This window comes from Bradyrhizobium hipponense, assembly GCF_008123965.1.
Lineage (GTDB): Bacteria > Pseudomonadota > Alphaproteobacteria > Rhizobiales > Xanthobacteraceae > Bradyrhizobium > Bradyrhizobium hipponense.
The window spans coordinates 1-26,452 of the sequence record NZ_VSTH01000160.1 but is presented as its reverse complement, the minus strand read 5'-3'; the positions used below and the strand labels follow the sequence as shown (position 1 = coordinate 26,452).

Here is a 26,452-nt window from a genome sequence, read left to right as displayed (position 1 = left end):
CCGCCGGTCGCCGGTACGGCCGCAGACATTGCCCTGACGCGGCGCTCATCCGATTGGAGGCGCCTGTCGGCGGGAGCCGGAACCAAAGGACCACGGCTGCACGATTGGTGTTATCTCGAATTGGCAGATCTGGAGGTCGAAGAATCAAATGACACAAATCCAGGGCTCTGGACCCGCGGTCTGCTGATCCGTCGTCGCATCGCCGATGGAGACCTCGCCTTCTTCACCACCTGGTGCCCAGCGGGAACGTCAATTGAAACGCTGGTCGCGGTCGAAGGCCATCGATGGGCGATCGAGGACAGCTTTGAAACCGCGAAAAACGAGTTCGGGCTCGATCACAACGAGAGCAGATCCTGGCATGGCTGGCACCGTCACGTATCCCTGGTGATGCTCGCCTTCGCCATGATGGCCGCGATCCGACATCGCGCTAACCCGCCACCGCCAAAAAAAACCAGCCGCCGAACCAAGGCAAAAACCAAGACATCGCCACGCCGTCATTGATCCGTTGGTCAATCCAGGAAGTCCGCCGCATCGCCATCAGACTCGCTCGAAAGCGAATCCAGCCCGCACATATCATTGCATGGTCATTCTGGCGTAGAGCTCACCAAGCCGCAGCTCAACGAGCCCACTTCAAAGCAAACAAACGACAACTGTAATGCTAGTGCTCGCGCGGCGATGAAAGTACACTCCCTCCCCCGCTTGCGGGGGAGGGTCGGGGAGAGGGTGCCTCCACAAAGAGACTGCCCCAGAGGAAAGAGCCCTCACCCGGCGCGTTGCGCCGACCTCTCCCGCAAGGGGGAGAGGTGCACCGAGCGCGGCTGGATTTGACCGTAATCATTCTCAATCGAACAAATTGGCGAGGCGCTGCTTCATCTGGTCGGCGACGTAGAGCGCGATGGCCTGGATGGTCGACGTTGGGTTGACCCCGCCCGAGGTGACGAAGATGCTGCCGTCGACGATGAAGAGATTTTTCACGTCGTGCGAGCGGCCCCATTCATTGACCACGGAGGTTTCAGGATCGGTGCCCATCCGTGCCGTGCCGAGCAGATGCCAGCCACCCCACGGGATCGGCGAATTGATGCAGATGTCGGTGGCGCCTGCCGTCTCGAGAACCTCCCGGCCGCGGGCCAGCGCATGCTCCATCATCTTCCGGCTGTTCTCGCTGATGGTGTAGTCGATCTTCGGCGCGGGAATGCCGTGGCTGTCCTTGAGAACGGGATCGAGCGTGACGCGATTGTGCTCCTCCGGCAAATCCTCGCAGATCGCGGAAAATCCGAGTCGATGGCCGTTGAGCTTGCGGAAGACGCGGTGATGATCGGCGCCCCAGGGCAGAATGCCCTTCTGCTCGCTAGCGACGGCCTCGAACACGGGTCCTGCGCCGCGCACGAACTGGACCCCGTAGCCCCGCACGAAGCCGCGCGACAGGTCCGTATCGTACCACTCCTTGCTCCACAGGCAGGTCGGCGGCGCGCGATTGGAATCGGTCGGCTCCCTCACATAGCCGTAGATCTGCGCGTAGGGATGGAACATCAGGTTCTTGCCGACCATGCCGGATGAGTTGGCAAGGCCGTTCGGGAAGCGGCCTGACGCGGAGTTCAAAAGCAGGCGCGGCGTGCCGACGCCGTTGCAGGCGATGATGACGACATGCGCCGGCTGAAACTGCTCGACGCCATCCTTGTCGTAATAGACCACGCCCGAAGCCATGCCGTTCTCGTCGGTGGTGATCTCGCGCACCCGGCAATGGGTGCGCAGCTCGACGCCGGCGCGGATCGCATGCGGCCAATAGGTGATGTCGGTCGAGGATTTCGCGCCCTGCGCGCAGGCCGGCGTGCAATGGCCGAGATTGATGCAGCGCGCTCGGCCCTCATAGTCCATCGTCGCAACCGTGGTGTCCGACGGCCACCAATGCCAGCCGAGCTTGTTCATGGCCTTGCCGATGATCGCACCGGACAAGCCCAGCGGCTGCTGCGGCATCGGCGGATGCGTCAGCGGCGACAGCGGATCGCCCGACAGGCCGGATGTCCCCATCATCCGGTCGTTCTCTTCGAAGAATGGCGTCAGCGCGTCGTAGTCGATCGGCCAGTCGTCGGCGACACCGTCGAGCGTCTTGACCTTGAAATCGGAGGGGTGCAGCCGCGGCCAGTGCGCGGTGTACATCACCGTCGAGCCGCCGACCGCATTGTAGTTGACGACCTTGATCGGCGAATTTTCATCGTTGATCGGATAGTCCTCGGGCCGGCCGCGGATGTTCGGGCTGGACGACCACTCGCCGTAGAACTTGGCTTCCCAGTCCCGACCCGTGCTGGGATATTCCGCCGGGTTCATCCAGCCGCCCTGCTCCAGGCAGAGAATGTGCATCTTGGTCTCGGCCAGCGACCACGCGACCGCGGCGCCCGAAGCGCCGGCGCCGATGATCAGGACGTCCACGGGGTCTTTCATCGCAACCTTGTCCTCCCGCCCTCGCCGCTTCCCAGGCGATTCGGCCATCATGGCACGCGGGCTGACGCAGACGATAAGATCAGAGCGACCGGCGAGTAAAGCCGCGGGCCTGGAATGTCGCACTTCGCGGGGCGCAGACCATTGGTATCGCCACATCCGGATGCTAGGAAAAGAGGAAAGAGCAATCGATAGCGAGCCCGTATGTCCTTGAAGAATTCCTTTGCCGCCGCCCGCGCTTTCGCGCTTGTTTTGTTTCTTGCTCTGTCCGGATTTCTGGCCAGCTCAGGGCCGGGGCTCGCGTTGACTGCGACAGCAGCGGTCCGGGACGCCAATTCCATCCAGCTTGGCGACGTCACCTACCGGCTCGACGGCGTGGACGCGCCGGAGCTGGACCAGGTCTGCATCGACGATCACGCCGACGCCTGGACCTGCGGCGTCGATGCGCGTGACCAGCTGACGAAGCTGGTCGGCGGACGTCCGGTGCGCTGCGACGATGTCGGACCCGAGAAGAGCTTTGGCAAACGCCACCGCGCCATCTGCACCGCCGAGGGCGACAAGATCACGCTGAACGAGCAACTGGTGCGGCTCGGCTTTGCGATCGGGCGGGAGCCGATCAAGGCGAACATGAAGTCGGCAGCTGCCGAAGCCAAGACGGCCGCGGCCGGCATCTGGAAGGGCTGCTTTGTTGCACCGCAAGAGTTCCGCACCGGCAAGAAGGACGGCGCGCTCCTGGGCACTGCCTGCCGCGCCGACCGCGACAAGGAGATTCGCGCGGCGCTGTTTCCCGACGAACTGACGATGCCACCGAGTTGCAGCATCAAGGGCAAGCTCGCGGTGCGGGCGCGGGTCACCGGCAATATCGGAATCTATCATCTGCGAGGCTGCCCGAGCTACCCGGCAACAACGAAGCCGGACCGCTGGTTCTGCTCGGAGGAGGACGCCCAGGCCGCCGGCTTCCGCAAGGCGTATAATTGCCGCCGGCCCAAGTGAAACTCCAAGTAGAAACTCCAAGTAAACGTCCGGGTGGAGCTCCGCCGTGAGGAACCCATCACGCAGCCGTGAGCGGTATCGGGAGACAGTATTGATCCGGAATTGAACTCCATCAGGAGTTGTTGCATTTGGAAGGTGCGGTAGTGCCATGCGCTATCGCTTCTTTGGCAGCAATCCGGCTTCGGCCCGATTGTCCTTGCTTGGGCGTTTCCTCCCTAGACTTGGGCCGTTTGTCATCAACAAGCGGCTCTTCTTTTTGCAACGGGGCTGCCCTCGGCCTCTCTCACTGCATTCGCATGATCTGGTCCATCGGCGGCATGTTCGCATTCAGGTGCGACATGATCCAGACTGAGCCGCCAACCACGAGGAATACGATCAGCAGCCCGAAGGCCAGCGCCAGCACGTTATTGGTGTTATCCGGGCCCGTCGTGATGTGCAGGAAGAACACCAGATGCACGCCCATCTGCGCGATCGCCAGCACGATCAGCGCCACGGGAATGGAAGGCTGCCAGACCAGATCGGTGCCGGCGATGAAGAACGACGTCGCCGTCAGGAGCAGAGCCAAGGCGAGGCCGACGACGTAGCCGAGGATCCTTTCGCCGACGCTATGTTGCTCTTCCTCGCCCGGTGCAAGGTCATGTTCGGTCCGCACATGGGTCTGATCGCTCATGCGCCACCTCCAAGCAAGTAGACGACGGAGAAGATCGCGACCCAGATGATGTCGAGCGCGTGCCAGAACAGCGCAAAGCACGTCATTCGCCGCAAGATGTCGGCGCGAAAGCCTTTCGCGAACACCTGGGCCATCATGGTCAGAAGCCAGAGCACGCCCGCCGAAACGTGCAGACCGTGGCATCCGACCAGCGAGAAGAACGCGGTCAGGAACGCGCTGCGCGACGGACCGTAGCCGCGCGCGACGAGGCCGGCGAATTCGCGGAACTCGATCGCCAGGAATATTAGCCCCAGCACGCATGTCACGGCCATGCCGAGATAGAACCAGAACCGGTTGCGCACGTCGGCCGCAATGCTGGCCATGCCGCAGGTGAAGCTCGACAGCAGCAGACAGACCGTCTCGATCGCAACGTTCCTCTGCTCGAAGATCTCGGAGCCTTTCGGGCCGCCGGCGGTCTGGCCGGAGAGCACGGCATAGGCCGCGAAGAAGCAGGAGAACATCACGATGTCGGAGAGCAGGAAGATCCAGAAGCCGTAGGCCGTCACGATCCGCTTCGGCGCTGGTCCCGGATGCTCGATGACGAGGCCGATGTGATGGGGATCGGCGTGGGCGTGGCCGACGGCTGCGGTCATCGACATCAGGTTGCTCCCGCCATGCTGACGAGGCTGCGCCGCTCCTCGAGATTGATGCGGTCGATCCGCGCGACCTCCGCGGCCGGGATGACGTATTCATCGTGGTCGCGCCAGGCGAAAACGACAAAGGTCGCGAACGCGCCGATGCCGCCCAGGATCACCATCCACCAGATGTGCCAGATCAGCGCAAAGCCCATGATGCTGGCGAAGAACGCGCAGACGAAGCCGGTCGGCGAATTCCGCGGCATCTCGATCTCATGATATTCGCGCTCTTCATGCTCGAGCGATTGCTGCCGGGCATGGATCTTTATATCCCAATAGGCGTCCTCGCCGCGCACATCGGGATCGAACGCGAAATTGAACACCGGCGGCGGCGACGCGGTTGCCCATTCCAGCGAACGACCATCCCAGGGATCGCCGGTGCGGTCGCGCAACGCCTCGCGGTTGCGGATGCTGACGACGAGCTGCAAGATCTGGCAGATGACGCCGATCGTCAGTATCGCCATGCCAACAGCCGCAACCAGCATCCAGGGCCGCCACGCGGCAACATCGTAATGCTGCATGCGCCGCGTCATGCCCAGCATGCCGGCGACGTAGAGCGGGATGAAGGTGACGTAAAAACCTGTGAAGGTGAACCAGAATGCGAGCTTGCCCCAGCGCTCGTCGAGCCGGAAGCCGAACGCCTTCGGAAACCAGTATTCGAAGCCGGCAAAGGCGCCGAACAGCACGCCGCCGATGATGACATTGTGGAAGTGCGCCACCAGGAACATGCTGTTGTGGAGCATGAAGTCGGCCGGCGGCACCGCGACCAGCACGCCCGTCAAACCGCCGATGATGAAGGTCACCATAAAGCCGACCGACCATAGCATCGGCGTCTCGAAGCGGATGCGGCCGCCATACATCGTGAACAGCCAGTTGTAGATCTTCACGCCGGTCGGTATCGCGATGATCATGCTGGCGATGCCGAAGATGGCGTTGACGTCGGGGCCCGCGCCCATCGTAAAAAAGTGATGCAGCCAGACCATGAAGGAGATGACGCAGATCGCCATGGTGGCGAGCACCATCGAGCGATAGCCGAACAGCGCCTTGCCGGAAAAGGTCGAGACCACCTCGGAAAAGATGCCGAAGGCCGGCAGCACCAGAATGTAGACCTCCGGGTGCCCCCAGGCCCAGATGAGGTTCATGAACATCATGACGTTGCCGCCGGCTTGGTTGGTGAAGAAGTGGAAGCCGAGGTAGCGGTCGAGCAGCAGCATGGCGAGCGTCGCAGTGAGGATCGGGAACGCCGCGACGATCAGCAGGTTCGAGGCCAGCGTGGTCCAGCAGAACATCGGCATGCGCAGATAGTTCATACCCCTGGTGCGCAGCTTCAGCACGGTGGTGACGAGGTTGATGCCGGCCACCAGCGTGCCGACACCGGAAATCTGGAGCGACCAGGCGTAGTAGTCGACGCCGACGCCGGGCGAGTAGGACAATTCCGATAGCGGCGGAAAGGCGAGCCAGCCGGTGCGCGCGAATTCGCCGATCACCAGCGAGAGATTGACTAGCAGCGCGCCGGTCGCTGTCAGCCAAAAACCTACCGAGTTAAGCGTCGGAAAAGCGACGTCGCGTACGCCGAGCTGAAGCGGCACGATCAGGTTCATCAGCCCGATCACGAATGGCATCGCCACGAAGAAGATCATGATGGTGCCGTGAGCCGAGAAGATCTGGTTGTAGTGCTCCGGCGGAAGATAGCCCTGCGACTGGTAGGCGACCGCCTGCTGAATCCGCATCATGATGGCGTCGCTTCCGCCGCGCAGCAGCATCACCGAAGCCAGCAGGATATACATCACGCCGATGCGCTTGTGGTCGACGCTGGTGATCCATTCGTGCCAGAGATAGGGCAGATGCCCCTTCACCACGACCCAGACCAGCACGGCCAGGATCCCAACCAGCACCACGGCGCCCGCGATCAGCGGGATCGGCTGGTCGAACGGGATCGCCGACCAATCGAGCTTACCGAGCATCGTGGCCTCCACTCTGCGACCGGCCGGCCTCGGACAACAGCTCCGGGCCTGGCCCTGGCGGAATGTGCTGGGTCGCGATCAGGTCGAACAGCCGGGGATCATCCACGCGATAGGTCGGCCTGCCCTTCTCGACGCCCTGCTGCATCAGCTTCTTGTAGCTGTCCTCGTTCAGCACGGCGTCGGTCTTCGCCGTGGTCGCCACCCAATCCGGAAATGCAAGCGGCGAGATCACGTTGACGTCGAACATCATGTCGGGAAAGCCGTCGCCGGAGAAATGCGCCGACAGCCCCTGGAGCTTGCCTTCATTGTCAGCACGCAGGTTCAGCTTCGTCACCATGCCGTTCATGGTGTAGATCATGCTGCCGAGCTGCGGGATGAAGAACGTGTTCATCACGCTCGACGAGGTCAGCTGGAAATTCAGCTCGGCGCCGGCCGGCACCGTCAGCGTGTTGACCGTGGCGATGCGCTGGTCCGGATAGATGAAGAGCCATTTCCAGTCGAGCGAAACGGCCTGGATGCGGACCGGGCTGCCGGTGCCCGGCACCGGCGCTGCGGGATCGAGCTGATGCGAGCCGATCCAGGCGACGCCGCCGAGCAGGATCACGGTGAGCGCCGGGATCGCCCACACCACCATCTCCACGCGCCCGGAATAGACGAAGTCCGGCTGAAAGCGCGCGCGGGGATTGGACGCGCGAAACCAGAACGCGAACGCCAGGATCGCGATGATGGTCGGCACCACGATCGCCAGCATGATGAAAACGGAATCGACCAGGATCGTGCTATTCGCAGCAGCAACGGGCCCTTGCGGATCGAGCAGATTCATCGGCAAGCCACTGGCGGTCGGGAAGCCCCCGGGAGAAGCGTAACGCAAAAAGCGCCCTGGCAGCAAACGCAGTTGTATGAAGTCGGTTCCTGCGAAGCAGCAGGCCTTTGCGCGTGCACGCACTTTCCTTGAGGCAACGGAGCCATGCATGTTCGGTGGGGACGGCGTGCACCGAACGCCACCACTCAACGACCGATCGCTCTTCTGCTTCGCTTGGCGCGTGCTATCGTGATGAAAAAGCAGGGAGAAAGCGTCATGCGTCTAGCCGAGAAGATTGCCATCGTGGTCGGCGCCGGCCAGAGCCCAGGTGAAGGCATGGGCAACGGCCGCGCCACCGCGCTGACCTTCGCGCGCGAGGGCGCCAAGGTGCTTTGCGTTGATCATCATCTCGAGTCCGCACAGGAAACTGTCGCGATGATCACCGCGAGCCAAGGAACTGCGGCGGCCTTCAAGGCCGACGTGACCAACTCCGCTGACATCAGGGCGATGGTGGCCGATGCGAAGGCGCGCTGGGACCGCATCGACGTGCTGCACAACAATGTCGGCGTGAGCCTGTCCGGCGGCGACGCCGAGCTGCTGCAGCTGACCGAGGAGGCGTTCGAGCGCGTCGTCGCCATCAATTTGAAGAGCTGCATTTTCGCCGCGAAAGAAGTGATCCCGATCATGCGCGCGCAGAACAGCGGCGCGATCATCAACATCTCCTCGATGGCGGCGATCACAACCTATCCCTACGTCGCCTACAAGGCGACGAAATCGGCGATGATCGCCTTCACCGAGCAGCTCGCCTACCAGAATGCGGAATACGGCATCCGCGCCAACGTCATCTTGCCGGGCCTGATGAACACGCCGATGGCGGTCGATACCCGCGCCCGCGAATGGCACAAGACCCGCGCCGAAGTCGAAGCCGAACGCGACAGCAAGGTACCGCTGCGCAAGAAGATGGGCACCGCGTGGGACGTGGCGAATGCCGCGCTGTTCTTGGCGTCGGATGAAGCAAACTTCATCACCGGCGTAACGCTGCTGGTGGATGGTGGGGCAAGTGTGAGACGGGGGTGAGCAACGAAGGCAGCTGCCCTTTCCTTCTCCCCTTGTGGGAGAAGGTGGCGCGAAGCGCCGGATGAGGGGTCTCTCTCGGCAAATTCACTCGCGAGACGACTCGCGGATAGAACCCCTCACCCGGCTTCGCTGTCGCGAAGCCACCCTCTCCCACAAGGGACGAGGGTGCACCTCCGCCGCGGCGCGATTCTTATTCTAATGCGTCACCCGCCAGATCGTGCCGTTGCCGTCTTCCGAGATCAGCAGTGCGCCGTCCTTTGCCACAGCGACTCCGACCGGTCGCCCCCACACCTCCTTGTCATTCACGACAAATCCCGTGACAAAATCCTCGTACTCGCCGGTCGGCTTGGCGTCCTTCATCCGGATGCGGATTACCTTGTAGCCGGTGCGCCTCGAACGGTTCCAGGAGCCGTGCTCGGCAGCGAAGGCGTCGCCCTGATACTCGGATGGAAATTGCGTGCCTTGATAGAAGGCCATGCCGAGCGAAGCCGAGTGCGATTGCACCAGCACGTCCGGCAGGGTCACCTTGTCCTTCAGGTCCGGCCGCGCGCCGGGATGACGCGGGTCTTCGTTGGCGCCGATATAGAACCACGGCCAGCCGTAGAACGCGCCCTCCTTCACACTGGTCACATAGTCGGGCACGAGATCGTCGCCGAGGCCGTCGCGCTCGTTGGTCGAGCACCAGGGCAGCCCTGTCTGCGGCTGGATCGCGAGGCCGACGCAGTTGCGGATGCCGGTGGCGTAGAGTTTGCGGTCCTTGCCGTCGGGAGCGAAGGCGAGCACGGCGGCGCGCTCGGCCTCGTAGCCCCACGGTGCGCCGAGCGGCTGCGCCTTCGACCACGCCTCGAGCCCGCCGGGCGGATTGCCCATGCCATCGCCGGCATTGCCGGCCGAGCCCACCGACACCAGCATGCGCCTGTTGTCGGGCGTGAACACGATGTCGCGGGTGGAGTGGCCCGATCCAGACAGCAGGCTCGCAACCACCGTCTCCGCCTTGGCCGGCGCCTTGAGGTCGCCGACGCGATAGGGAAAGCGGACGACGCTGCCGGTGTTGGCGACGTAAAGCCATTGCGGATTGTCGCCGTTCGGAAAGAACGCCATGCCGAAGGGACGATTCAGTCCGGTGGCATAGATTTCGTTGGTTGCGACCTTCGCGCCGCCTTCCTCGAGCCGCAGCGCGCGAATGCGCCCTGCTCCGGTCTCGGCAACGAAAATGTCGCCATTCGGCGCGACGCGGAGCACGCGCGGGCTGGACAGACCGTCAGCCAGCAGCTCGATCGTGAAGCCCTGCGGCACCTGCGGCACGGCGCTGCCGCGCGCCACAACGCGCGTCGCATTGGCGACCGACGGCGAGGCGCCGGGCTTGGGCAGATCCTGCGGGCGGATCAGCCTGACGACACCGGGCTTGTCGGCTTGCCAACTGCCGAACGCATCCTTGCCTTGCAGCACAGGCTCAGCCTGCGCGCCGGCGCAGACCGATAGCATCCATGCAGCCAGCGTCATGTGCGACACATGCGTCTTCACGATATCTTCCTCCCGGTCTTGTCTGCCAAATCCCACGTCAGCTCATGCCCGCACGATGTGCAACGGCGCGCGGGCATCGTACTGGAAAATAACGTGGATCGGTGCGACACATTGTAAGGGCACGGCCGCCGGCTGCGGTCATCAAAGCCGCGGATCGCTGTCGCGATTGATGGGGTGATCATGTGGGGATCGATCGTATCGGAATGGGCCAGCCTGCTGCTGCGCTGGCTGCATGTCGTGGCGGCGATCGGCTGGATCGGCAGTTCGTTCTACTTCATCCATCTCGATCTCAGCCTGAAGCCGAACGCCGACCTGCCGGATGGCGTGCAGGGCGAAGCCTGGCAGGTCCATGGCGGCGGCTTCTACCGGATCATGAAATATCTGGTCGCGCCAAGCCAGATGCCGGAGGAACTCACCTGGTTCAAATGGGAGGCCTACACCACCTGGCTGTCCGGCTTCGCGCTGATGGTGGTGGTCTACTATCTCGAGGCCGACCTGTTCCTGGTCGACAAATCGATCCTCGATCTGACGCCGGTCCAGGCCGGGCTGTTCAGCCTCTCGAGCCTCGCGCTGGCGTGGCTGCTCTATGAGGTCGCCTGCCGCACCCGCCTTGCCCAGCGCGAGCTCGGCTTTGCCATCGGCGGCTACCTGTTCCTGGTCGCGCTGACCTTCGCCTTCACGCACGTCCTCAGCGGGCGCGGCGCCTTCAACCAGATCGCGGCAATCATCGGAACCATCATGGTCGCCAATGTCTTCGCGGTGATCATCCCGAACCAGAAGAAGATCGTGGCCGCCCTGATCGCCGGACAGGCACCCGATCCGAAGCTCGGCAAGACCAGCAAGGAGCGCTCGGTCCACAACAACTATCTGACATTGCCGGTCGTCGTGCTGATGATCAGCAACCACTATCCCCTGCTCTACGCCACCCGCTTCAACTGGATCATCGTCGCGATCATCCTGGCACTCGGCCCCGTGATCCGCCATTTCTTCAACGAGCGGCATGCAGGACGCAAGTCGCCATGGTGGGTGTGGGGCGTGGCCGCGGCGGGCGCGATCGCGATCCTCCTCCTCTCCGCAGCCGGCCCGCGCGAGGTGAAGACGGGCGCGCTATCGGCACAGCCGACGCTCGCCGCTGTCGAGGAGATCGTGATGTCCCGCTGCAGCATGTGCCACGCGGCCGAGCCGGTCTGGGCCGGCATCGTCACCGCGCCGAAAGGCATCCTGCTCGATGGTCCCGAGAGCATCCACCGCAACATCCGCCTGATCGGCCGCGTGGCGGCATGGTCCAATGCGATGCCGCCGGGCAATATCACGGAGATGACCAGCGAGGAGCGCGCCATCCTCGCCGCCTACATCAGCGAGCAGGCCCGCTGACGCCATCGACCGCAGCGTGTCGATAGCGCATTTCGCGGAATGAAATTCCGCATCTCCTCCCGATTTCAAAATGACTTGAGCGTCCATCCATCGTACACAGGACGTGCTACGGTCGTTGGCGCGATCGTCAGCTCAGTTTGAGGCATGCCGGGGAAATCACAGTGGCCCTCAAGAACGTCATCGGTATCGACCACGCCGTGGTCATGGTGAAGGACCTCGACAAGGCCGCCGAGAATTACAGGCAGCTCGGCTTCACGCTATCGCCGCGCGGCACCCATAGCGCGCATATGGGCACCGGCAACTACACCATCATGTTCGACCCGGACTATATGGAGCTGCTCGGCGTGCTGGCGGCGACCGAGCCAAATGCGCCGGCGCGCGCCTTCCTCGACGAGCACGGCGAGGGCATCGAGCGCATCGCGTTCACCGCGGTCGATTCCGCCGCCGGCGCGGAGGAGATCCGCGCGCGCGGCCTGGTGCCGATCGGCCCCACCGATTTCGAACGACCGGTGACGCTGCCGAACGGCACGGTGTCGGCGGCAAAATTCCGCACCTTCATGTGGCCGACCGCGGAGGCGCCGGGCGGCGTGCGCATTTTTGCCTGCCAGCACAAGACCCGCGACACCGTGTGGATTCCCGAGCTGATGAAGCACGCCAATGCCGCCAGGCGGATCAAGCAAACGCTGATCGCAACACCCGAGCCGGCGAAGGAGGCTGCGCATCTGGCACGCCTGATCGACCGCGAGCTCAGGGCCGAGGCCGACGGCGCGGTCAGTGTTCCCTCCGGCGGCGGCCGCGCCGACTTCGTCTATCTGACGCTGGACCAGCTCGCAAAGCGCTATCCCGGTGTGCCGCTTGCGGGCCTGTCCGAGCGTGGCGGCGCGGCGCTGGTGCTCGTCAGCGACGATCTCGCGGCGACCGAGAAGGCGCTCGGCCCGGCCGGCGTGCGTAGCGGGACCGCGATCTGCGTACCGCCGGCCAAGGCCAACGGCACCCTGCTCGCCTTCATTGCCGGCTGATTTGAACCAGTTCTTTAACGTGTATTTACCAGGCGGCCCTCCCGCTTCGACGAGGATTCCGTCGGCGCATCGAGGAAGACGACCGGTGTGCCGCGCTTGACGTTTTCGCCCAAGGTGCGGGCGTCCCAATTCGTCAGCCTGATGCAACCGTGGGAGGCCGATTTGCTGACCCTGTCGGGCTCCGCTGTCCCGTGGATGCCGTAGCCCTGCCCGGACAGGCCGATCCAGTACGATCCGACCGGGTTGTTCGGACCCGGCTTGATGTCGAACGGCTTCCTGGATTTGACGCCCGCGAACTTGTAGTCGGGATTGTAGTGATAGGTCGGCTTGTCGTTGGTCGAGGTGACCTTGAGCGTCCCGGTCGGCGTCGGACGATCCGGGCTGCCGATCGAGGCCGGATAAAACGCGACGAGACGATCGGCTCCGTCAAACGCCTTCAGCGTCGCGCTCCTCTTGTCGATATCGATCCGCGCTACGCGCGGCAGCTCCCGCTGTGCCGGCACATTCGCAACGGTGATCGCCTCCCCGACCTTGTCGAAAGCTTTGCCGGGATTGAGGGCCTTGAGCAGATCTCCGCTCATGTGGAATTTCTCCGCGAGCCCTTCGAGAGGGCTGGTGTAGCTCAGCGCCTTCAGCGATTTTATCTCCTCGAGCCTGGACGGCAGCGCCTTCAGGAATGGTCCCTTCACGTCGGCGTCGGTGATCTTGTAATCGACGACGAAGGGACCTTCGCTCGCGGCATTCAGCCTGTCCCACAGCTCGGGCGCTATTTCCTTGTCTGAGGCGATGCCATTCTGCTCGGCAAATGCCTTCAGCGCTTTCTGCGCGTTCTCGCCGAACTTGCCGTCGATCTCGCCCGGCGAGAATCGCGCGCGATCGAGCAGGATCTGAAGCTTCGTCACCGATGCGGTGACCTTGTCGACGGAAGGCTGCTTTGCGGGACGCTTAGCCTCGTTCACCGCTGCCGCGTCGAGATTGCCCGCTGCCGCCGGCACGATCAGCGACAGAAGAGCCACCACTGCGAACATCCAGCGCATCATCTGCACGCGTCCCAATTCGCAAGTCATCCGCAAACGTCCGGAGAGTTTCTCTTCGGGAACACCGTAGTAACACCTGCGGAACCGATGAGATCGCAGCTTTGCCGCAATCGCAGGGTTAAGAACTCCTTATCGTCATCGCCAGCGCATCGCCGGCCGTTCACCCACAGTTCGAGGTTCTCCACGCATGCGATTTGTCGTCGCGGCTTGCGCCGCGCTTCTGGTTCTGATGTGCGACCTCGATCCGTCAGCGTCGCGGCAAACACCAGCTTTCAACAACGCCGCTATTCTGAACAGTCAAGCCTCCCCACTTGTTCCGGTCGTCGAGCTCTTCCTCGCGAGCGTGCGGGCCATCGAGCTGGCCAACGCACGCGCGTCCTATGAGGAGACGGCCGAGCCGCCGCGCGCGATCGAATCCGCCGCACCGGCCCCGGCTTCACCGACTGACCAATTCTGCAACGCGCTCAGGGAAGCAGCCGAGGCCAGCGGCATTCCGGTGCCGTTCTTCGCCCGCCTGATCTGGCAGGAGAGCCGATTTCGCTCCAACGAGGTCAGCGGCGCCGGCGCACAGGGCGTCGCGCAGTTCATGCCGGAGACGGCCGCGGAGGTCGGGCTCGATGATCCCTTCGATCCGATGAAGGCCTTGCCGGCGTCGGCAAAGTTCCTGCGCAAGCTGCGCGACGATTTCGGCAATCTCGGCCTTGCCGCAGCCGCCTACAACGCGGGACCGGGCCGGATCCAGAAATGGCTTGCCAAAGAAAGCGGACTGCCGCGCGAGACGCGCGACTATGTCCGGATCATCACCGGCACCAAGGCGGAGGATTGGATCGAGCGCTCGGAGGCGCTTGCGATCCGGATCGACCTGCCGCGCGAGGCCCCCTGCGAAGGTATCGGCAGCCTCTCCAAGACCAAGGACGTCGCCTGGGTTCAGGTCAACCTGACACCTAACGTCACCACCATCATCCGCAACGCCGAGCAGCTGGCGGCGCGATCGACGGCCAACCGTGCGCGCAAGCGGTTTGTATCCTTGCTCCGGAAAAATGCCTCGGCTCATGGCAAGGCGCGCGATATGATCGCGGCGCGCGCGGCCGCTAGGAGCGCCAAAGCGCGCGCGATCCGTTTCGCATCGCGCGAGCGACCCTCGACTTGACGAGCATCGGGAAGCCGCTGGTGCAGCGGCTCCCGATCGTTACGACGACGCCAGGAACCTGCGATGACATCGAAGAGCGCCGGAATCCTCGCCTATCGGATGCGGCCGGATATCGAGGTCCTGCTCGTGCATCCCGGCGGGCCGTTCTGGCGCAACAAGGATCTCGGCGCATGGTCGATCCCAAAGGGCGAGTATGCCGGCGGACAAGACGCTGAGGCCACTGCGCGACGTGAGTTTGCCGAGGAGCTTGGGCTGGAGCTGACTGATACGCTGATCGCGCTGGGTGAGGTCAGGCAACGCGGCGGCAAGATCGTCAGCGCCTTCGCTGTCGAGCTCGACATCGATACGCGCAGCATTCGCAGCAACACGTTCGAGATGGAATGGCCGCCGCGCAGCGGCAAGCGGCAGAGCTTTCCCGAGGTCGATCGCGCCGAATTCTTCGCTCTCGACGAGGCAGACAAGAAAATCAACGAAGGCCAGCGTCCGCTGCTCGGCCGCCTGGCGCGTCTGGTCGGCGGCCGCTAGAGCGGGAGAGCCGACGGCCAAACACAAGACGCGAAAACAACCCCATGCACAGTAGCCGACGCCTGTCCGAACAAGGACTTGCACGGGGACAGGGTTTGCACGGACAAGAATACGCGCGCCGCAACGCCGTTTGACTCGTCGGGCAAAACACCGGCAGAATGGCATCATCGCGAGAGTCCGTCAGCGCCTGCCCCACCGGCCCCGGGCGCTTGGACAGCCTCAGCGAAACACCCGACATCTCAACATCGTACAGCGCGCCACCGCGAGCGGTTTGATCTGCACGCATCGCGTCCGCGCGCCAATCCTGCAAGGACACAGCCCATGACGACATCTGCGAACCACAACCCGACGGCATCGATCGCATCGAACAATCACGCCGCCCTCGCGGCAAGCCCGCGGGTCAAGCTCTCCCGGCGGCGGATCAGGATCGACCATCCCGACCCGCGCGCCGGCGCGCGGCTGCTGGCCGACGCGCTCGGCGCCGTCGACCGCGACGCGCTGGATGGCCTGCTCAAGCAATTGGTGAAGGCCAGCGTGATCGGCCAAGAGCCCGACGAGGCCAACCTCGCCTTCATGATCTCGATGATGAAGAGCATCGGCCCGCGCGATTCCATCGAGGCCATGCTGGCGGCGCAGATGGTGTGCGTGCACGTGGCGGCGATGCGCTCCGCCTTTCGCCTCGCCTGCACCGACGACATCGCGCAGCAGGAGAGCCTCACCCGCGCCTTGGGCCGCCTGGTTCGCATTTATCCGGCCCAGATCGAGGCGCTCAGCCGCTATCGCGACAACGGCGAGCGCAAGATCACAGTACAGAACCTGTCGGTGCAGGACGGCGGCAGCGCCTTCGTCGGCAACGTCACGCAGCATGCGAGCGTGATCGTGTCGGAGCCGGGCTTCGCCAAAGCAACAATGGATGCAGGGCCGATCCAGGCAGCCAAGGCCGGCGAAGGCTACCGCCGACCCATCGACGCAGAACAGGCTGCCACCGCATGATCAGCCGCCACGCCCGCAACACCGCGGCGATGCGCGCGAGCCCGCGCTGTGGGGCCAGGACACGCAACGGCGGCGCGTGTTGCGCGCCGGCGGTGCACGGCAAGACGCGCTGCCGGATGCACGGCGGCGCGGCGCGATGCGGCGCGCCGCGAGGAAACCGGAATGCGCGCAAGCATGGCCGCTTCACCAGAGATGCGATCGCCGAGCGAAGGGCCGTTCGCGCGCTCCTCGGCGAGACATGGGACCTGCTGCGAGAGCTCAATTCCGGTGAGTAGGGGCGTAGGCGAAGCTTCGCTCTGCCTACGATAGTGCCCTTGAACGCATTATAGACCGTATAAAATGCCCTTAAGAGCAGTTCACTAATCGACTTGTGTCATTCGCGCCAATTTTCCCGCGGTCTTCCCGATGTCCGGCCTAGCCTCGACTGCCGACGAGCCGGACACGATGGCAATGTTCGCCTTCGGGCCACGGGCCGACATATACGGCAGCCATTGCGACTATTCGACCCCGCCCGCGCGGCCTTTCCCCCAGGATCGACGAGAGCGCCGGCCCTTGGCCAGCTGGAGCACGAGGTGACGATGCCCGGGGATCTTTTTGTCGGTGGGCCTGACGTGCATCGCCGAAGCGGCTTCAGCAGGCACTCTTGGTCGTCGGATCGTGACATCGCATGGCGCGCTACTGCAATGGGCGTGCTACACTAGCAGTTAGAGGAGTTCCCCGTCACCACCGCGGAGGTGGGACATGGACGTCGAGAAGTGGCTGCGCGGCTTAGGACTGCAACAGTACGTGGCGGCGTTTCGCGACAATGCCATTGATGCTGAGATCCTGCCCGAGCTGAGCGAGGCCGACCTTGAGAAGCTCGGGGTGGTGCTCGGACATCGCAAGCGACTGCTGAAGGCGATTGCAGCGCTCGTCGCCCCGGCACCGGCGGTGAAAGCTACACCGGTCGGTCTGGCACCGTCACACAGCGACGGCGCAGAGCGTCGTCAGCTTACGGTGATGTTTTGCGATCTGGTCGGCTCGACGGCGCTCTCGGCGCGGCTTGATCCAGAGGACATGCGCGAGGTGATCGGGACGTACCAGGCCTGGGTAGCCGAGGTGGTGGGGCAACACGAGGGCTTCGTGGCCAAGTACATGGGCGACGGGGTCCTTGTCTACTTCGGGTACCCGCAGGCGCTTGAGAATGACGCCGAGCGCGCCGTGCGGGCTGGTCTGGCGCTAGTCGATGCCGTCGGACGGCTGCAAACATCGGAGCGGCTGCGGGTCCGCGTCGGCATTGCGACGGGTGTAGTTGTCGTCGGCGATCTCATCGGTTCGGGGGCCACACAGGAACGTGGGGTTGTTGGGGAGACGCCCAATCTTGCGGCCCGCCTGCAAGGTCTGGCTGAGCCGAATACGGTACTGATCTCTGCCAGCACGCGCCGGCTTACGGCCGGGCTTTTCGACTATGACGATCTCGGTGCAGTGGAGGCCAAGGGATTTGACAAGCCGATCCGGGCTTGGCGGGTCGTGGGCGACAGCGCCGTTGAAAGCCGCTTCGAGGCACTCCGGTCGGGTGAGGCGCTGCTCGTTGGACGCGAGGCTGAAATGGGCTTACTCCTGCAGCACTGGGCGCAGGCCAAGGCAGGGGACGGCCAAGTCATTCTGCTCTCAGGCGAACCAGGAATCGGCAAATCTCGCCTTTCGAATGCCTTGCTAGAGCGCATCGGCAACGAGCCACACGTCCGGCTGCGCTATTTCTGCTCTCCCAATTATCAGGCCAGCGCGCTCCACCCGCACGTCGCCCAGCTGGAACGCGCAGCCGGCTTTGAGCGCGAGGACTCTCCGGAAGCGAAGCTCGACAAAATTGAGGCCCTGCTCGCCCCGACGGCAACGCCGAACAATGACGTAGCACTGTTCGCCGAACTGATGTCCGTGCCTACCGCTGATCGCTACCCTTCGCTGAACTTCAGCCCACAACGAAAGAGGGAAGAAACCTTGGAGGCGCTCCTCCGGCAGCTCGAATTGCTGTCGCGGCACCAGGCGATACTGATGGTATACGAGGACGTGCATTGGATTGATCCGACTTCCCGCGAACTGCTCGATGCTGCAGTAGAGCGGGTGAAACGCCTGCCGGTGCTGCTTCTCGTTACGTGCCGTCCCGAATTTACGCCGCCTTGGGTTCAGGACGTCACTGTGATTTCCCTCAGTCGGCTCAATCGAGAGGAGGGCGCTGCACTGGCGGCGGGAATCGCCGGTAATAATCCGCTGCCGAGCGACATTCTGGCCGAGATCGTCGAACGCACGGATGGTGTGCCGCTCTTCGTAGAGGAACTGACGAAGGCGGTGCTGGAGGCAGACATTGGCGAAGGTGACCCGCGCTCTTTGCTTGCGAGAAGCCATTCAAGCGCTATCGCTGTTCCTTCTACGCTTCATGCCTCTTTGATGGCACGTCTGGACCATGTCGGCACCGCTGCCAAGGAGATCGCGCAGTTCGGTGCCGTTATCGGCCGAGAGTTCTCCGACAAACTGCTGAGCGCGGCGGTGCACTGGGATGCAACTGAGCTGCACCGCGCGCTGAACCGACTTTCCGAGGCGGGGCTGGTGTTTCGGCGCGGCACATCGGAAGATATCATTTACGCCTTCAAACATGCGCTAGTTCAAGACACAGCTTACGGCACGCTATTGCGTGGCAAGCGCCGGGAGCTGCATGCGCGCATCGCACGGGTGCTGGAAGCGGAGTTCGCGGAGACTGCGCAGAAGCAGCCCGAGCTGCTGGCGCACCATTGCACGGAAGCGGGGCTCGTGGAGCAGGCGGTCAAATATCGGCTCGGGGCGGGGCAGCTGGCGCTAATGCGCTCGGCAATCGCGGAGGCCATCACGCAGGTGACGAGGGGATTGGAACTGGTACCCTCGCTGTCGGACCCGGTTCAACGAAACGTACAGGAATTGGGGCTTCAAGCAATCCTCGGTCAATCGCTCATGGCGGCGAGGGGTTTCTCCGATCCGGATACTGGGCGCGCTTACCGGAGAGCGCATGAGCTGTGCGGGCAAATCGGCGAGGCCCCGCAGCTGTTTCCAGTGATGGTCGGACTTTTCACCTTCTACTACGTTACTTCCGAATTGGAGGCGGCGCTTGAGATCGCCACGGAATTGCTTGAGGCAGCCGAACGGCAAGACGATGCCACTGGCCGGCTCATCGGGCACTACCTGGTCGCGATTGTTCTGCAGCACCAGGGCCAGCTTTCGTTAGCTTCTGAGCATTGGAGCCGAGCGCTGGGCTTTTATGATCCCGAGCGACACCAGGAGCTGGCCTTTGCCTACGGAATTGATTTCTACGCCTCAATTCTGACTTACCTATCATGGGTCTGGCTCGCTCTCGGGTTTCCCGATAGAGCGGCAACCTCGCACAGGGAGATGATGGCGAGGGTGAAGCAATTGCCTCATGTGTTCGCGGTAGCGACCAACCTCGGAATGGGTTGCGCATACTTGCTCCTCCGTCGCGACGTCGAGGAACTGAGGCCACACGCAGAAGCCACCTTTTCCGTGTGCACTGAACAACGTTTTCCTTTCTGGTTGGCGGCGGCGATCCTATCCCGAGGATGGATCATGACCCGAGAGGGTCGGCTGATCGATGGGATCACCATGGTCCGTAAAGGTATTGACCTCTATCAATCCACGGGGGCAGAAATCGAACTGCCTCTGATCCGTAGTGCGTTGCTTGAACCGCTTGTCGCGATGGGCGAGACGACCGAAGCCTTGACTGTCGTGGATGACACTCTGGCCGTTCTGGAGCGCAACGGGGATCGCTGGCTCGAAGCTGAAATGCTGCGGATCAAAGGCGCGGCGCTGTTGTCGATCCACGACGCTCAACAGGCGGAGGCCTGTTTGCAACGAGCAGTCACGGTCGCCCGAAATCAGGGCGCCAAATTGTGGGAGCTTCGTGCTGCTGTAGCTCTGGGCCGGCTCTGGCGCGATCAGGGCCGACATGGCGATGCGCATGACCTGTTGGCACCGGTCTACGGCTGGTTCACCGAGGGCTTCGAGACGCCGGACCTGCAGGCTGCCAGGGATCTGCTCGATGAACTTGCCTGCGCCGCGCCTTCGAGCCCAGGAATCTACTAACCGCCCATCGATGGTTGCTTTTCATCACTTCTGCTTGGGTCATTAGCTCCACATGCCCATCAGCCGCATGGCGCCCTATGACTGCAAACCTCTGAAAGCAGACGTAATCTGCTCGTCACCGTTCGTGCTCGCCTCCACCAACTGAGGAGCACGAACATGTCCATTGCGCAGCAGGAGAGCCTCACCCGCGCCTTGGGCCGCCTTGCCCGCATTTATCCGGCCCAGATCGAGGCGCTCAGCCGCTATCGCGACAACGGCGAGCGCAAGATCACGGTACAGAACCTGTCGGTGCAGGACGGCGGCAGCGCCATCGTCGGCAACGTCACGCAGCATGCGAGCGTGATCGTGTCGGAGCCGGGCTTCGCCAAAGCAACAATGGATGCAGGGCCGATCCAGGCAGCCAAGGCCGGCGAAGCGCACCACCGACACATCGACGCAGATCAGGCTGCCACCACATGATCAGCCGTCACGCCCGCAACACCGCGGCGATGCGCGCGAGCCCGCGCTGCGGGGCGAGAACACGCAACGGCGGCGCGTGTTGCGCGCCGGCGGTGCACGGCAAGACGCGCTGCCGGATGCACGGCGGCGCGGCGCGATGCGGCGCGCCGCGAGGAAACCGGAATGCGCGGAAGCATGGACGATTCACCAGCGAGCGGGTCGCGGAGCGAAGGGCCGTTCGCGCGCTCCTCGGCGAGACATGGGAACTGCTCCGAGAGCTCAATGCCGGTGAGTGACGGCGGTCCGCGGAGCTTTCGCCCTGCTTACACCAATGCCCTTGAACGCATTATAAAGCATATAAAGTGCTCTTAAGAGCAGTTCACTGATTGACTTTGGGTCGTTCGCGCCGGTCTTCGCGATATCCGGTCTAGCCTCGACTGCCGACGAGCCGGACACGATGGCGATCTTCGCCTTCGGGCCAGATTCGGTCCTCATAATGCGCAGGCGCAGACGGCCGGTCTTCCTCCGGGATCGGAAAGACACGGCGTGCGGAGCAGTCGCCCGGCCCATGCGTTATTTCGACTGGCCGCTAAGGTAGTGGGCCCTCCGGGGCGAGGCCGCTAGGCGCGCTTGCTACGCTTCGCCGTCTCGCACTGTTTGTTGCAGCCGGCATCGAGCCGCTGGCAGCGATTCCTTTATGCGGCTCGCCATGGCGTCAACCGCGGAATCCAGCGCGGCACATTAGTCCGAAAGCTCTCGTAGTCCGTGCCGAATGTTTGCTTGAGCGTCGGTTCTTCATACATCACCACAAAGACATGAAAAAAAAGCCAGAGTAGCGCTCCGTACCAGAGGAGACGCCAGTCACCAAACAAAAAGGCCTGACCAAAAATGACTGCGACGACCGCTATGTAGATCGGATTTCGCACGTAGCGATAAAGGCCAGTCACTACGAGCTTTTGTGTCGGCGCGATCGGGGCGGGCGTCCCCAGCCCCTCCAGCGCAAAACGAGCAAATGAATCCACAAGTCCGGGCACTCCGACGATGATCAATATACCGCCGAGGATGCGGGTTAGATCGACGCCGAAAAAAGCTGGCCGAAATTCCCACTGCGTGACCCACCAGGGGACGAAGCCTGCCAGCACCAACGGCGCGATGACGAAGAACAGAGCGGAGCCCAAGACGGCAATTGCTTTCGACATTGCGTGCTCCCACGACCCGACAAGAATAGCTTAGCAAATCACTTTCTGCACGAGCATTGAACGCGGCTCCACAATCAGTTGTCCCGGCCGTCGAGTTCTCTTCACCTCGCTTCTGATCTTCAGGCTGAGTTCCGGTATGGGTCAAAAGCGGCTGGCGAGCCAAGCGCAGATCGGCGTCCGGTTGACCAGCGATAGCCGACATCACGGCGGCTGAGCCGCTCTTCGGCTTAGGGCCAACAGCTGCCCTTCCTCCGCGCTCAACTCGTGACGTTTCACCGCGCCCAGTGCACGCCATTTTGAGATAGACTGGAACACCTTAGCGCTGAAGACGAGAGCCGGGAGGAGCCCATGGATATCGGGGCCTGGCTGTGTGATCTGGGGCTGGGACAGTACGAGCAGGCGTTCCGGGAGAACGACATTGATGCCGAGGTCCTCATGGACCTCACGGCCGAGGATCTGATCGGGCTTGGGGTCGTCTCGATCGGCCATCGCCGCAAGCTGCTCGCCGCCATTGCTGCACTGCGCGCCGGCTCAATGTCGGCTACCACCCTTATTTCGACCGTACCTACCGTCACCTCCGGAAACGCTTCGCTTGGAGCCGAGGCCGAGCGCCGCCAGCTCACCGTTATGTTTGTTGACCTGGTCGACTCGACCGCGCTCGCGACACGGCTCGATCCGGAGGAAATGGCCGAAGTCCTGCGGACCTATCAGAGCGCGGTGGCGGGCGCGATCGCGCGGTTCGAAGGGCACGTAGCGAAGTACATGGGCGATGGTGTACTGGCCTATTTTGGCTATCCGCGCGCCCACGAAGATGAGGCCGAACGCGCCGTGCGGGCCGGCCTCGCCGCGGTCGCGGCGGTACACAGCCTGGCATCGGCGCACGGTGAGATGCTGGCGGCCCGCATCGGCATCGCGACCGGCCCGGTCGTTGTCGGTGAGTTGATCGGCGAAGGCGCGGCGCGCGAGGAGACGGTGGTCGGCGACACGCCGAACCTCGCGGCGCGCCTGCAAACCCTGGCCGAGCCGGGCACGGTGGTGATCTCCGCCCGCACCCGAGAGCTGATTGGCGGGCTGTTCGAGCTCGCCGAGCTCGGCCTGCAGATCCTAAAGGGATTTCCCGTTCCGGTGCGGGCGTGGCGTGTGGTCGGCGAAGGCGCCGCCGAGAGCCGGTTCGAGGCGTTGCACGGCGCAGGCCTGACACCGCTTGTCGGTCGCGAGCATGAGATCGGCCTGCTGCTCGAGCACTGGGAGCGCGCCAAGGAGGGTGAGGGCCAGGTGGTGCTGCTGACGGGCGAGCCTGGCATCGGCAAGTCGCGCCTCCTGCGGGCGCTGCGCGGGCGACTTGAAGATGAGCCGCATACGGTCCTGAGCCACTACTGCTCGCCGCACCATCAGACCAGTCCGCTCTATCCGGTGATTGGCTTGCTGGAGCGCGCGGCGGGTTTCGCCGACGACGATTCCGCCGCAACGAGGCTCGACAAGCTCGAGGCGCTGCTTGCGCTATCGAGCGATGATGTCACCGGGGCGGCCCCGCTGCTCGCCGCATTACTTTCGCTGGAAACCGATACGCGGTACCCGCCGCTCGACATGAGCCCGCATCGGCAGAAGGAGCGGACACTCGAGGCGCTGGTCGATCAGGTCCTGGGACTCGCAACCCGCCGGCCCGTCCTCGCCCTGTACGAGGACGTGCACTGGGCCGATCCGACCTTGCTCGAGCTGCTCGATCTCCTGATCGACCGGGTGCAAGGCGCTCCCGTGCTCGTCCTCATCACCTTCCGGCCCGAGTTCGCGCCGTCTTGGACGCGCTATGCCCATGCCACCGCGCTGAGCCTCAGTCGGTTGAGCCGCCGGCAGGGGGCGGCCATGGTCGCGCGGCTGAGCGGCGGCAAGGCACTCCCTCCCGCGGTGCTCGACCAGATCGTCGCCAAGACGGACGGCGTGCCGCTGTTCGTCGAGGAACTGACGCGGACCGTGCTGGAGACCAATCTGCTCCGGGATGAGGGCGACCACTACGCGCTCGCCGGACCGCTGCCGCCCATGGCGATCCCGGCCACGCTCCAGGAGTCGCTGCTGGCCCGGCTCGACCGGCTGGCCCCAGCCCGAGAGGTCGCCCAGATCGCGGCCGCGATTGGCCGAGAATTCTCCTACGAACTGCTCGCGATGACGGCGGCGCTGCCGGAGAGCGAACTGCACGCGGCGTTGGACGACCTCGTCGATTCGGGTCTGGTATTCCGGCGTGGGACGCCGCCTCAGGCGACCTACAGCTTCAAGCATGCGCTCGTGCAGGACGCGGCATATGCGACCCTCGTTCGCGCGAAGCGGCAGCGCCTGCACGCCCGCATCGCTGCCGCGCTAGAGCAGCATTCTCCGGAGACAGTGCAGGCGCAGCCCGAGCTTCTGGCCCATCACTACACGGAGGCAGGACTTGCCGAACCGGCGATCGATTATTGGCTGAGGGCGGGACAAGCAGAGATCGCGCGGTCGGCCACAGCAGAGGCGATCACGCAATTGACCAAAGGGCTCGACCTGATTCCTGCTCTCCCCGACGACGCCCCACGATGGCGGCGGGAACTTGAGCTGCAAATCGCGCTCGGCGTCGCCCTGATGGCCGCAAAGGGCTGGGCCGCACCGGACGTCGGGCGGGCCAACGCACGGGCCCGAGACCTGTGCGAGCGCCTCGGCGAGACGTCGCGGCTCTTTCCTGTTCTCTATGGGAAGTGGGTTTTTCACGTCGTAAGGGCGGAGCTCGAAGCCGGTCGAACTGCAGGGGAGGATTTGCTCCGCCGCGCCCAGGCACAGAACGATGCTGCCGCCGAAACCATCGGCAATCGAATCGTCGGAACCGCTGAATTGCTTCGCGGCGAGTTAACGGCTGCGCGCGCCCATTTGGAGCGGACGCTCGCCCTCTACGATCCGACCGCCCATGGGTCGCTTGCCTTCCTGTTCGCGCAGGACCCCAGTGTGGCGGGACTTTCCGTTCTATCCTGGGGACTGTTCGCCCTCGGCTATCCTGAGCAGGCCCAGGCGAGGAGCGAAGAGGCATTGAGCGGCGCGAAGGAGTTGTCCCACCGCAACACCCTCGGCTATGCCCTGCTGTACGGCTGCATCCTGTCGCAGCTTCGCCAGAATCACGACGAGGCCGGCGATCGGGCGAATGCGCTGATCGCACTGGCAGCCGAGCAGGACGCCCCACACTTCCTCGGAGCCGGTATCATCATTCGCGGTTGGACGCTGGGCGAGGCTGGAGATCTTCGGGCCGGTATCGCGCAGATCCGGGACGGGCTTTCGATGTGGCAGGCCACCGGAGCGGGCTTCCTGGTGCCCTATTTCCGAAGTCTGCTTGCTGAGGTCCACGGCCGGTCCGGTGCAGTGAACGAGGGCTTGGATATTGTTACCGAGGCGCTGCACCGAGTGGAAGAAACCGGCGAGCGATGGTTCGAGGCCGAGCTGCACCGGATGACGGGCGAGCTGATGCTACGGCTGCCTAACGCCGATGCGAGCGCCGCGGAAGCACGGTTAAGCCATGCGGCGGCAACCGCGCGCCAGCAGGGCGCCAAGCTCTGGGAGTTGCGCGCAGCGACACGCCTTGCACGATTGTGGAGAGAACAGGATCGGTGTGCTGAGGCACGAGACCTGCTCACGCCACTTTATAGCCAGTTCACCGAGGGCTTTGCGACTCCGGATCTACAGGCTGCCAGGGCAATACTTCGAGAGATCACCGCTCGCTGCGAGCCGACGACGGATCCCAAATACCAGTAGTGATGCTGCATACACTAGCAAGCGCTTGGCTAATTTGACCTCGACCGGAATCTCGTCGGTTTTCAGCAGTGGCGTGCCGCCCTGTGAATGGCGCGCTCAGGATCATTTGCGTCGATTTGCCCGCGTCTTCGGTAAGCCCGCTCTGGCCTCAACTGCCGACGTGCCGGACGCGGTAGCGATCTTCGCCTTAGGGCCCATAAGCGGAAGAATTTTCAATTATGCCTCCAGGGTTGCTGGTGCGCGCATCCTCACTGGTGACCTCTGCCGGAGGGGGGTAGATAGAGAATGCCGTACTTCGCGTAGATCTGTGCTGGCATCGACTGCTCGATCACTCGCGCCACCGCAATATCAACAGCTTTAATCAGTGCATCGTCCGCGCCGCGAAGCCCGACTGAAACGCTCCACTGCAGTGCCGGTTCTGGCTCGTATCCGTGGGGTATCCTCACTGCCGTGCTCGGGTGTTCGTGCTGATACCACCCGATAGTCACTGGGTTTGTGGCGCCGACTTCGATTTCGCCTGCTTCGACCGCGGCAATTATGTCCTCTTGGGAGGCGAAGACCGAAACGCGAAAGCCGTGTTTGGCCAGCCACTCGTGCTCGATGGTTCCAACCGTGACGCCAACCTTCTGACCGTGCAAATCGTTAAGCCGCCGAACCGAAGACTGAGATGAAACCACAAGAACAACACCGCTGTTTGCGTAAGGTCTCGAAAAG

Annotated in this window: 21 protein-coding genes and 1 pseudogene; 13 read left to right on the top strand and 9 right to left on the bottom strand. The window is 63.5% G+C overall.

Going from position 1 to position 26,452, the window contains the following annotated elements; genetic code table 11:
* A partial coding sequence (locus FXV83_RS36670; protein ID WP_148744484.1) for a transposase occupies positions 1 to 501 on the top strand: 501 nt, incomplete at its 5' end.
* Between the two features lie 339 nt (positions 502 to 840).
* Here the strand turns inward: FXV83_RS36670 and FXV83_RS36660 are convergent.
* A complete protein-coding gene (locus FXV83_RS36660) occupies positions 841 to 2,439 on the bottom strand; it encodes a GMC family oxidoreductase (RefSeq protein WP_187436416.1) in 1,599 nt (532 codons plus the stop codon).
* Positions 2,440 to 2,640: 201 nt separating this feature from the next.
* Between FXV83_RS36660 and FXV83_RS36655 the strand changes: the two genes are divergently transcribed.
* Positions 2,641 to 3,429 (top strand): thermonuclease family protein, encoded by a 789-nt coding sequence (locus FXV83_RS36655; RefSeq protein ID WP_148744480.1) that lies wholly within the window; start codon positions 2,641 to 2,643, stop codon positions 3,427 to 3,429.
* A 283-nt stretch (positions 3,430 to 3,712) separates the two neighbouring features.
* On the opposite strand, the gene cyoD is transcribed toward FXV83_RS36655, so the two are convergent.
* The 4 genes from cyoD to FXV83_RS36635 are packed head-to-tail and all read right to left on the bottom strand — an operon-like array spanning position 3,713 to position 7,560.
* Positions 3,713 to 4,099, bottom strand: coding sequence for a cytochrome o ubiquinol oxidase subunit IV (gene cyoD / locus FXV83_RS36650; RefSeq protein ID WP_148744478.1), 387 nt, complete (start codon positions 4,097 to 4,099; stop codon positions 3,713 to 3,715).
* The gene (locus FXV83_RS36645) at positions 4,096 to 4,737 is read right to left on the bottom strand and encodes a cytochrome (ubi)quinol oxidase subunit III (protein WP_148744476.1); all 642 of its coding nucleotides are present in this window, start codon (positions 4,735 to 4,737) and stop codon (positions 4,096 to 4,098) included. The genes cyoD and FXV83_RS36645 overlap by 4 nt, the downstream gene beginning before the upstream one ends.
* Positions 4,737 to 6,737 (bottom strand): cytochrome o ubiquinol oxidase subunit I, encoded by a 2,001-nt coding sequence (gene cyoB / locus FXV83_RS36640; protein WP_148744474.1) that lies wholly within the window; start codon positions 6,735 to 6,737, stop codon positions 4,737 to 4,739. The genes FXV83_RS36645 and cyoB overlap by 1 nt, the downstream gene beginning before the upstream one ends.
* Entirely contained in the window at positions 6,727 to 7,560 is an 834-nt protein-coding gene (locus FXV83_RS36635; protein WP_148744472.1) for a cytochrome ubiquinol oxidase subunit II family protein, read from the bottom strand. The genes cyoB and FXV83_RS36635 overlap by 11 nt, the downstream gene beginning before the upstream one ends.
* 255 nt (positions 7,561 to 7,815) lie before the next feature.
* On the opposite strand from FXV83_RS36635, the gene FXV83_RS36630 reads away from it, so the two are divergent.
* The gene (locus tag FXV83_RS36630) at positions 7,816 to 8,616 is read left to right on the top strand and encodes an SDR family NAD(P)-dependent oxidoreductase (RefSeq protein WP_148744470.1); all 801 of its coding nucleotides are present in this window, start codon (positions 7,816 to 7,818) and stop codon (positions 8,614 to 8,616) included.
* Between the two features lie 195 nt (positions 8,617 to 8,811).
* On the opposite strand, the gene FXV83_RS36625 is transcribed toward FXV83_RS36630, so the two are convergent.
* Positions 8,812 to 10,119 carry a PQQ-dependent sugar dehydrogenase gene (locus tag FXV83_RS36625; protein WP_148744490.1) on the bottom strand — a complete coding sequence of 436 codons (1,308 nt, stop codon included), beginning with the start codon at positions 10,117 to 10,119 and terminating at the stop codon, positions 8,812 to 8,814.
* Between the two features lie 201 nt (positions 10,120 to 10,320).
* Here FXV83_RS36625 and FXV83_RS36620 point away from each other — a divergent pair, with 201 nt between their 5' ends.
* Positions 10,321 to 11,514, top strand: a complete 1,194-nt coding sequence (locus FXV83_RS36620; RefSeq protein WP_148744468.1) for a urate hydroxylase PuuD — start codon at positions 10,321 to 10,323, stop codon at positions 11,512 to 11,514.
* A gap of 161 nt (positions 11,515 to 11,675) precedes the next feature.
* Positions 11,676 to 12,533 (top strand): VOC family protein, encoded by an 858-nt coding sequence (locus FXV83_RS36615; RefSeq protein WP_148744466.1) that lies wholly within the window; start codon positions 11,676 to 11,678, stop codon positions 12,531 to 12,533.
* A 14-nt stretch (positions 12,534 to 12,547) separates the two neighbouring features.
* Here FXV83_RS36615 and FXV83_RS36610 read toward each other — a convergent pair whose 3' ends face one another.
* Complete coding sequence (locus FXV83_RS36610; RefSeq protein ID WP_148744488.1) at positions 12,548 to 13,573, bottom strand: L,D-transpeptidase family protein; 1,026 nt, start codon at positions 13,571 to 13,573, stop codon at positions 12,548 to 12,550.
* A gap of 184 nt (positions 13,574 to 13,757) precedes the next feature.
* On the opposite strand from FXV83_RS36610, the gene FXV83_RS36605 reads away from it, so the two are divergent.
* The 7 genes and pseudogenes from FXV83_RS36605 to FXV83_RS45015 all read left to right on the top strand — a co-directional run bounded on the left by FXV83_RS36605 (position 13,758) and on the right by FXV83_RS45015 (position 21,076).
* A complete protein-coding gene (locus FXV83_RS36605) occupies positions 13,758 to 14,720 on the top strand; it encodes a lytic transglycosylase domain-containing protein (RefSeq protein ID WP_148744464.1) in 963 nt (320 codons plus the stop codon).
* A 63-nt stretch (positions 14,721 to 14,783) separates the two neighbouring features.
* Entirely contained in the window at positions 14,784 to 15,245 is a 462-nt protein-coding gene (locus tag FXV83_RS36600; protein ID WP_148744462.1) for an NUDIX hydrolase, read from the top strand.
* 321 nt (positions 15,246 to 15,566) lie between these two features.
* Positions 15,567 to 16,238: a hypothetical protein gene (locus FXV83_RS36595; RefSeq protein ID WP_148744460.1), complete on the top strand. Its 672-nt coding sequence runs from the start codon at positions 15,567 to 15,569 to the stop codon at positions 16,236 to 16,238.
* On the top strand, positions 16,235 to 16,513 hold the full coding sequence (locus FXV83_RS36590; protein WP_148744458.1) for an HGGxSTG domain-containing protein: 279 nt from the start codon (positions 16,235 to 16,237) through the stop codon (positions 16,511 to 16,513). The genes FXV83_RS36595 and FXV83_RS36590 overlap by 4 nt, the downstream gene beginning before the upstream one ends.
* Positions 16,514 to 16,979: 466 nt before the next feature.
* Positions 16,980 to 20,342, top strand: a complete 3,363-nt coding sequence (locus tag FXV83_RS36585) for an adenylate/guanylate cyclase domain-containing protein (protein ID WP_148744456.1) — start codon at positions 16,980 to 16,982, stop codon at positions 20,340 to 20,342.
* 162 nt (positions 20,343 to 20,504) lie between these two features.
* Positions 20,505 to 20,801: pseudogene (locus FXV83_RS36580) on the top strand (hypothetical protein); the annotation flags it as partial.
* Entirely contained in the window at positions 20,798 to 21,076 is a 279-nt protein-coding gene (locus tag FXV83_RS45015) for an HGGxSTG domain-containing protein (RefSeq protein WP_347341094.1), read from the top strand. The pseudogene FXV83_RS36580 and the gene FXV83_RS45015, both read left to right, overlap by 4 nt.
* Before the next feature lie 399 nt (positions 21,077 to 21,475).
* Here FXV83_RS45015 and FXV83_RS36570 read toward each other — a convergent pair whose 3' ends face one another.
* Positions 21,476 to 21,979, bottom strand: a complete 504-nt coding sequence (locus FXV83_RS36570) for a methyltransferase family protein (RefSeq protein WP_148744454.1) — start codon at positions 21,977 to 21,979, stop codon at positions 21,476 to 21,478.
* 348 nt (positions 21,980 to 22,327) lie between these two features.
* Here FXV83_RS36570 and FXV83_RS36565 point away from each other — a divergent pair, with 348 nt between their 5' ends.
* A complete protein-coding gene (locus FXV83_RS36565) occupies positions 22,328 to 25,738 on the top strand; it encodes an adenylate/guanylate cyclase domain-containing protein (RefSeq protein ID WP_148744452.1) in 3,411 nt (1,136 codons plus the stop codon).
* 248 nt (positions 25,739 to 25,986) lie between these two features.
* Here the strand turns inward: FXV83_RS36565 and FXV83_RS36560 are convergent.
* Positions 25,987 to 26,452, bottom strand: a 466-nt coding sequence (locus FXV83_RS36560) for a substrate-binding periplasmic protein (RefSeq protein WP_148744450.1), incomplete at its 5' end; no start/stop codon positions are given.

Bases quoted from the DNA above. Each gene is read 5' to 3' on its own strand.
- cyoD (WP_148744478.1), bottom strand. From the start codon at position 4,099: ATGAGCGATCAGACCCATGTGCGGACCGAACATGACCTTGCACCGGGC.
- FXV83_RS36610 (WP_148744488.1), bottom strand. From the start codon at position 13,573: ATGATGCGCTGGATGTTCGCAGTGGTGGCTCTTCTGTCGCTGATCGTG.
- FXV83_RS36645 (WP_148744476.1), bottom strand. From the start codon at position 4,737: ATGTCGATGACCGCAGCCGTCGGCCACGCCCACGCCGATCCCCATCAC.
- FXV83_RS36590 (WP_148744458.1), top strand. From the start codon at position 16,235: ATGATCAGCCGCCACGCCCGCAACACCGCGGCGATGCGCGCGAGCCCG.
- FXV83_RS36660 (WP_187436416.1), bottom strand. From the start codon at position 2,439: ATGAAAGACCCCGTGGACGTCCTGATCATCGGCGCCGGCGCTTCGGGC.
- FXV83_RS36570 (WP_148744454.1), bottom strand. From the start codon at position 21,979: ATGTCGAAAGCAATTGCCGTCTTGGGCTCCGCTCTGTTCTTCGTCATC.
- FXV83_RS36620 (WP_148744468.1), top strand. From the start codon at position 10,321: ATGTGGGGATCGATCGTATCGGAATGGGCCAGCCTGCTGCTGCGCTGG.
- FXV83_RS36605 (WP_148744464.1), top strand. From the start codon at position 13,758: ATGCGATTTGTCGTCGCGGCTTGCGCCGCGCTTCTGGTTCTGATGTGC.
- FXV83_RS36585 (WP_148744456.1), top strand. From the start codon at position 16,980: ATGGACGTCGAGAAGTGGCTGCGCGGCTTAGGACTGCAACAGTACGTG.
- cyoB (WP_148744474.1), bottom strand. From the start codon at position 6,737: ATGCTCGGTAAGCTCGATTGGTCGGCGATCCCGTTCGACCAGCCGATC.
- FXV83_RS45015 (WP_347341094.1), top strand. From the start codon at position 20,798: ATGATCAGCCGTCACGCCCGCAACACCGCGGCGATGCGCGCGAGCCCG.
- FXV83_RS36625 (WP_148744490.1), bottom strand. From the start codon at position 10,119: ATGACGCTGGCTGCATGGATGCTATCGGTCTGCGCCGGCGCGCAGGCT.
- FXV83_RS36655 (WP_148744480.1), top strand. From the start codon at position 2,641: ATGTCCTTGAAGAATTCCTTTGCCGCCGCCCGCGCTTTCGCGCTTGTT.
- FXV83_RS36595 (WP_148744460.1), top strand. From the start codon at position 15,567: ATGACGACATCTGCGAACCACAACCCGACGGCATCGATCGCATCGAAC.
- FXV83_RS36600 (WP_148744462.1), top strand. From the start codon at position 14,784: ATGACATCGAAGAGCGCCGGAATCCTCGCCTATCGGATGCGGCCGGAT.
- FXV83_RS36635 (WP_148744472.1), bottom strand. From the start codon at position 7,560: ATGAATCTGCTCGATCCGCAAGGGCCCGTTGCTGCTGCGAATAGCACG.
- FXV83_RS36630 (WP_148744470.1), top strand. From the start codon at position 7,816: ATGCGTCTAGCCGAGAAGATTGCCATCGTGGTCGGCGCCGGCCAGAGC.
- FXV83_RS36565 (WP_148744452.1), top strand. From the start codon at position 22,328: ATGGATATCGGGGCCTGGCTGTGTGATCTGGGGCTGGGACAGTACGAG.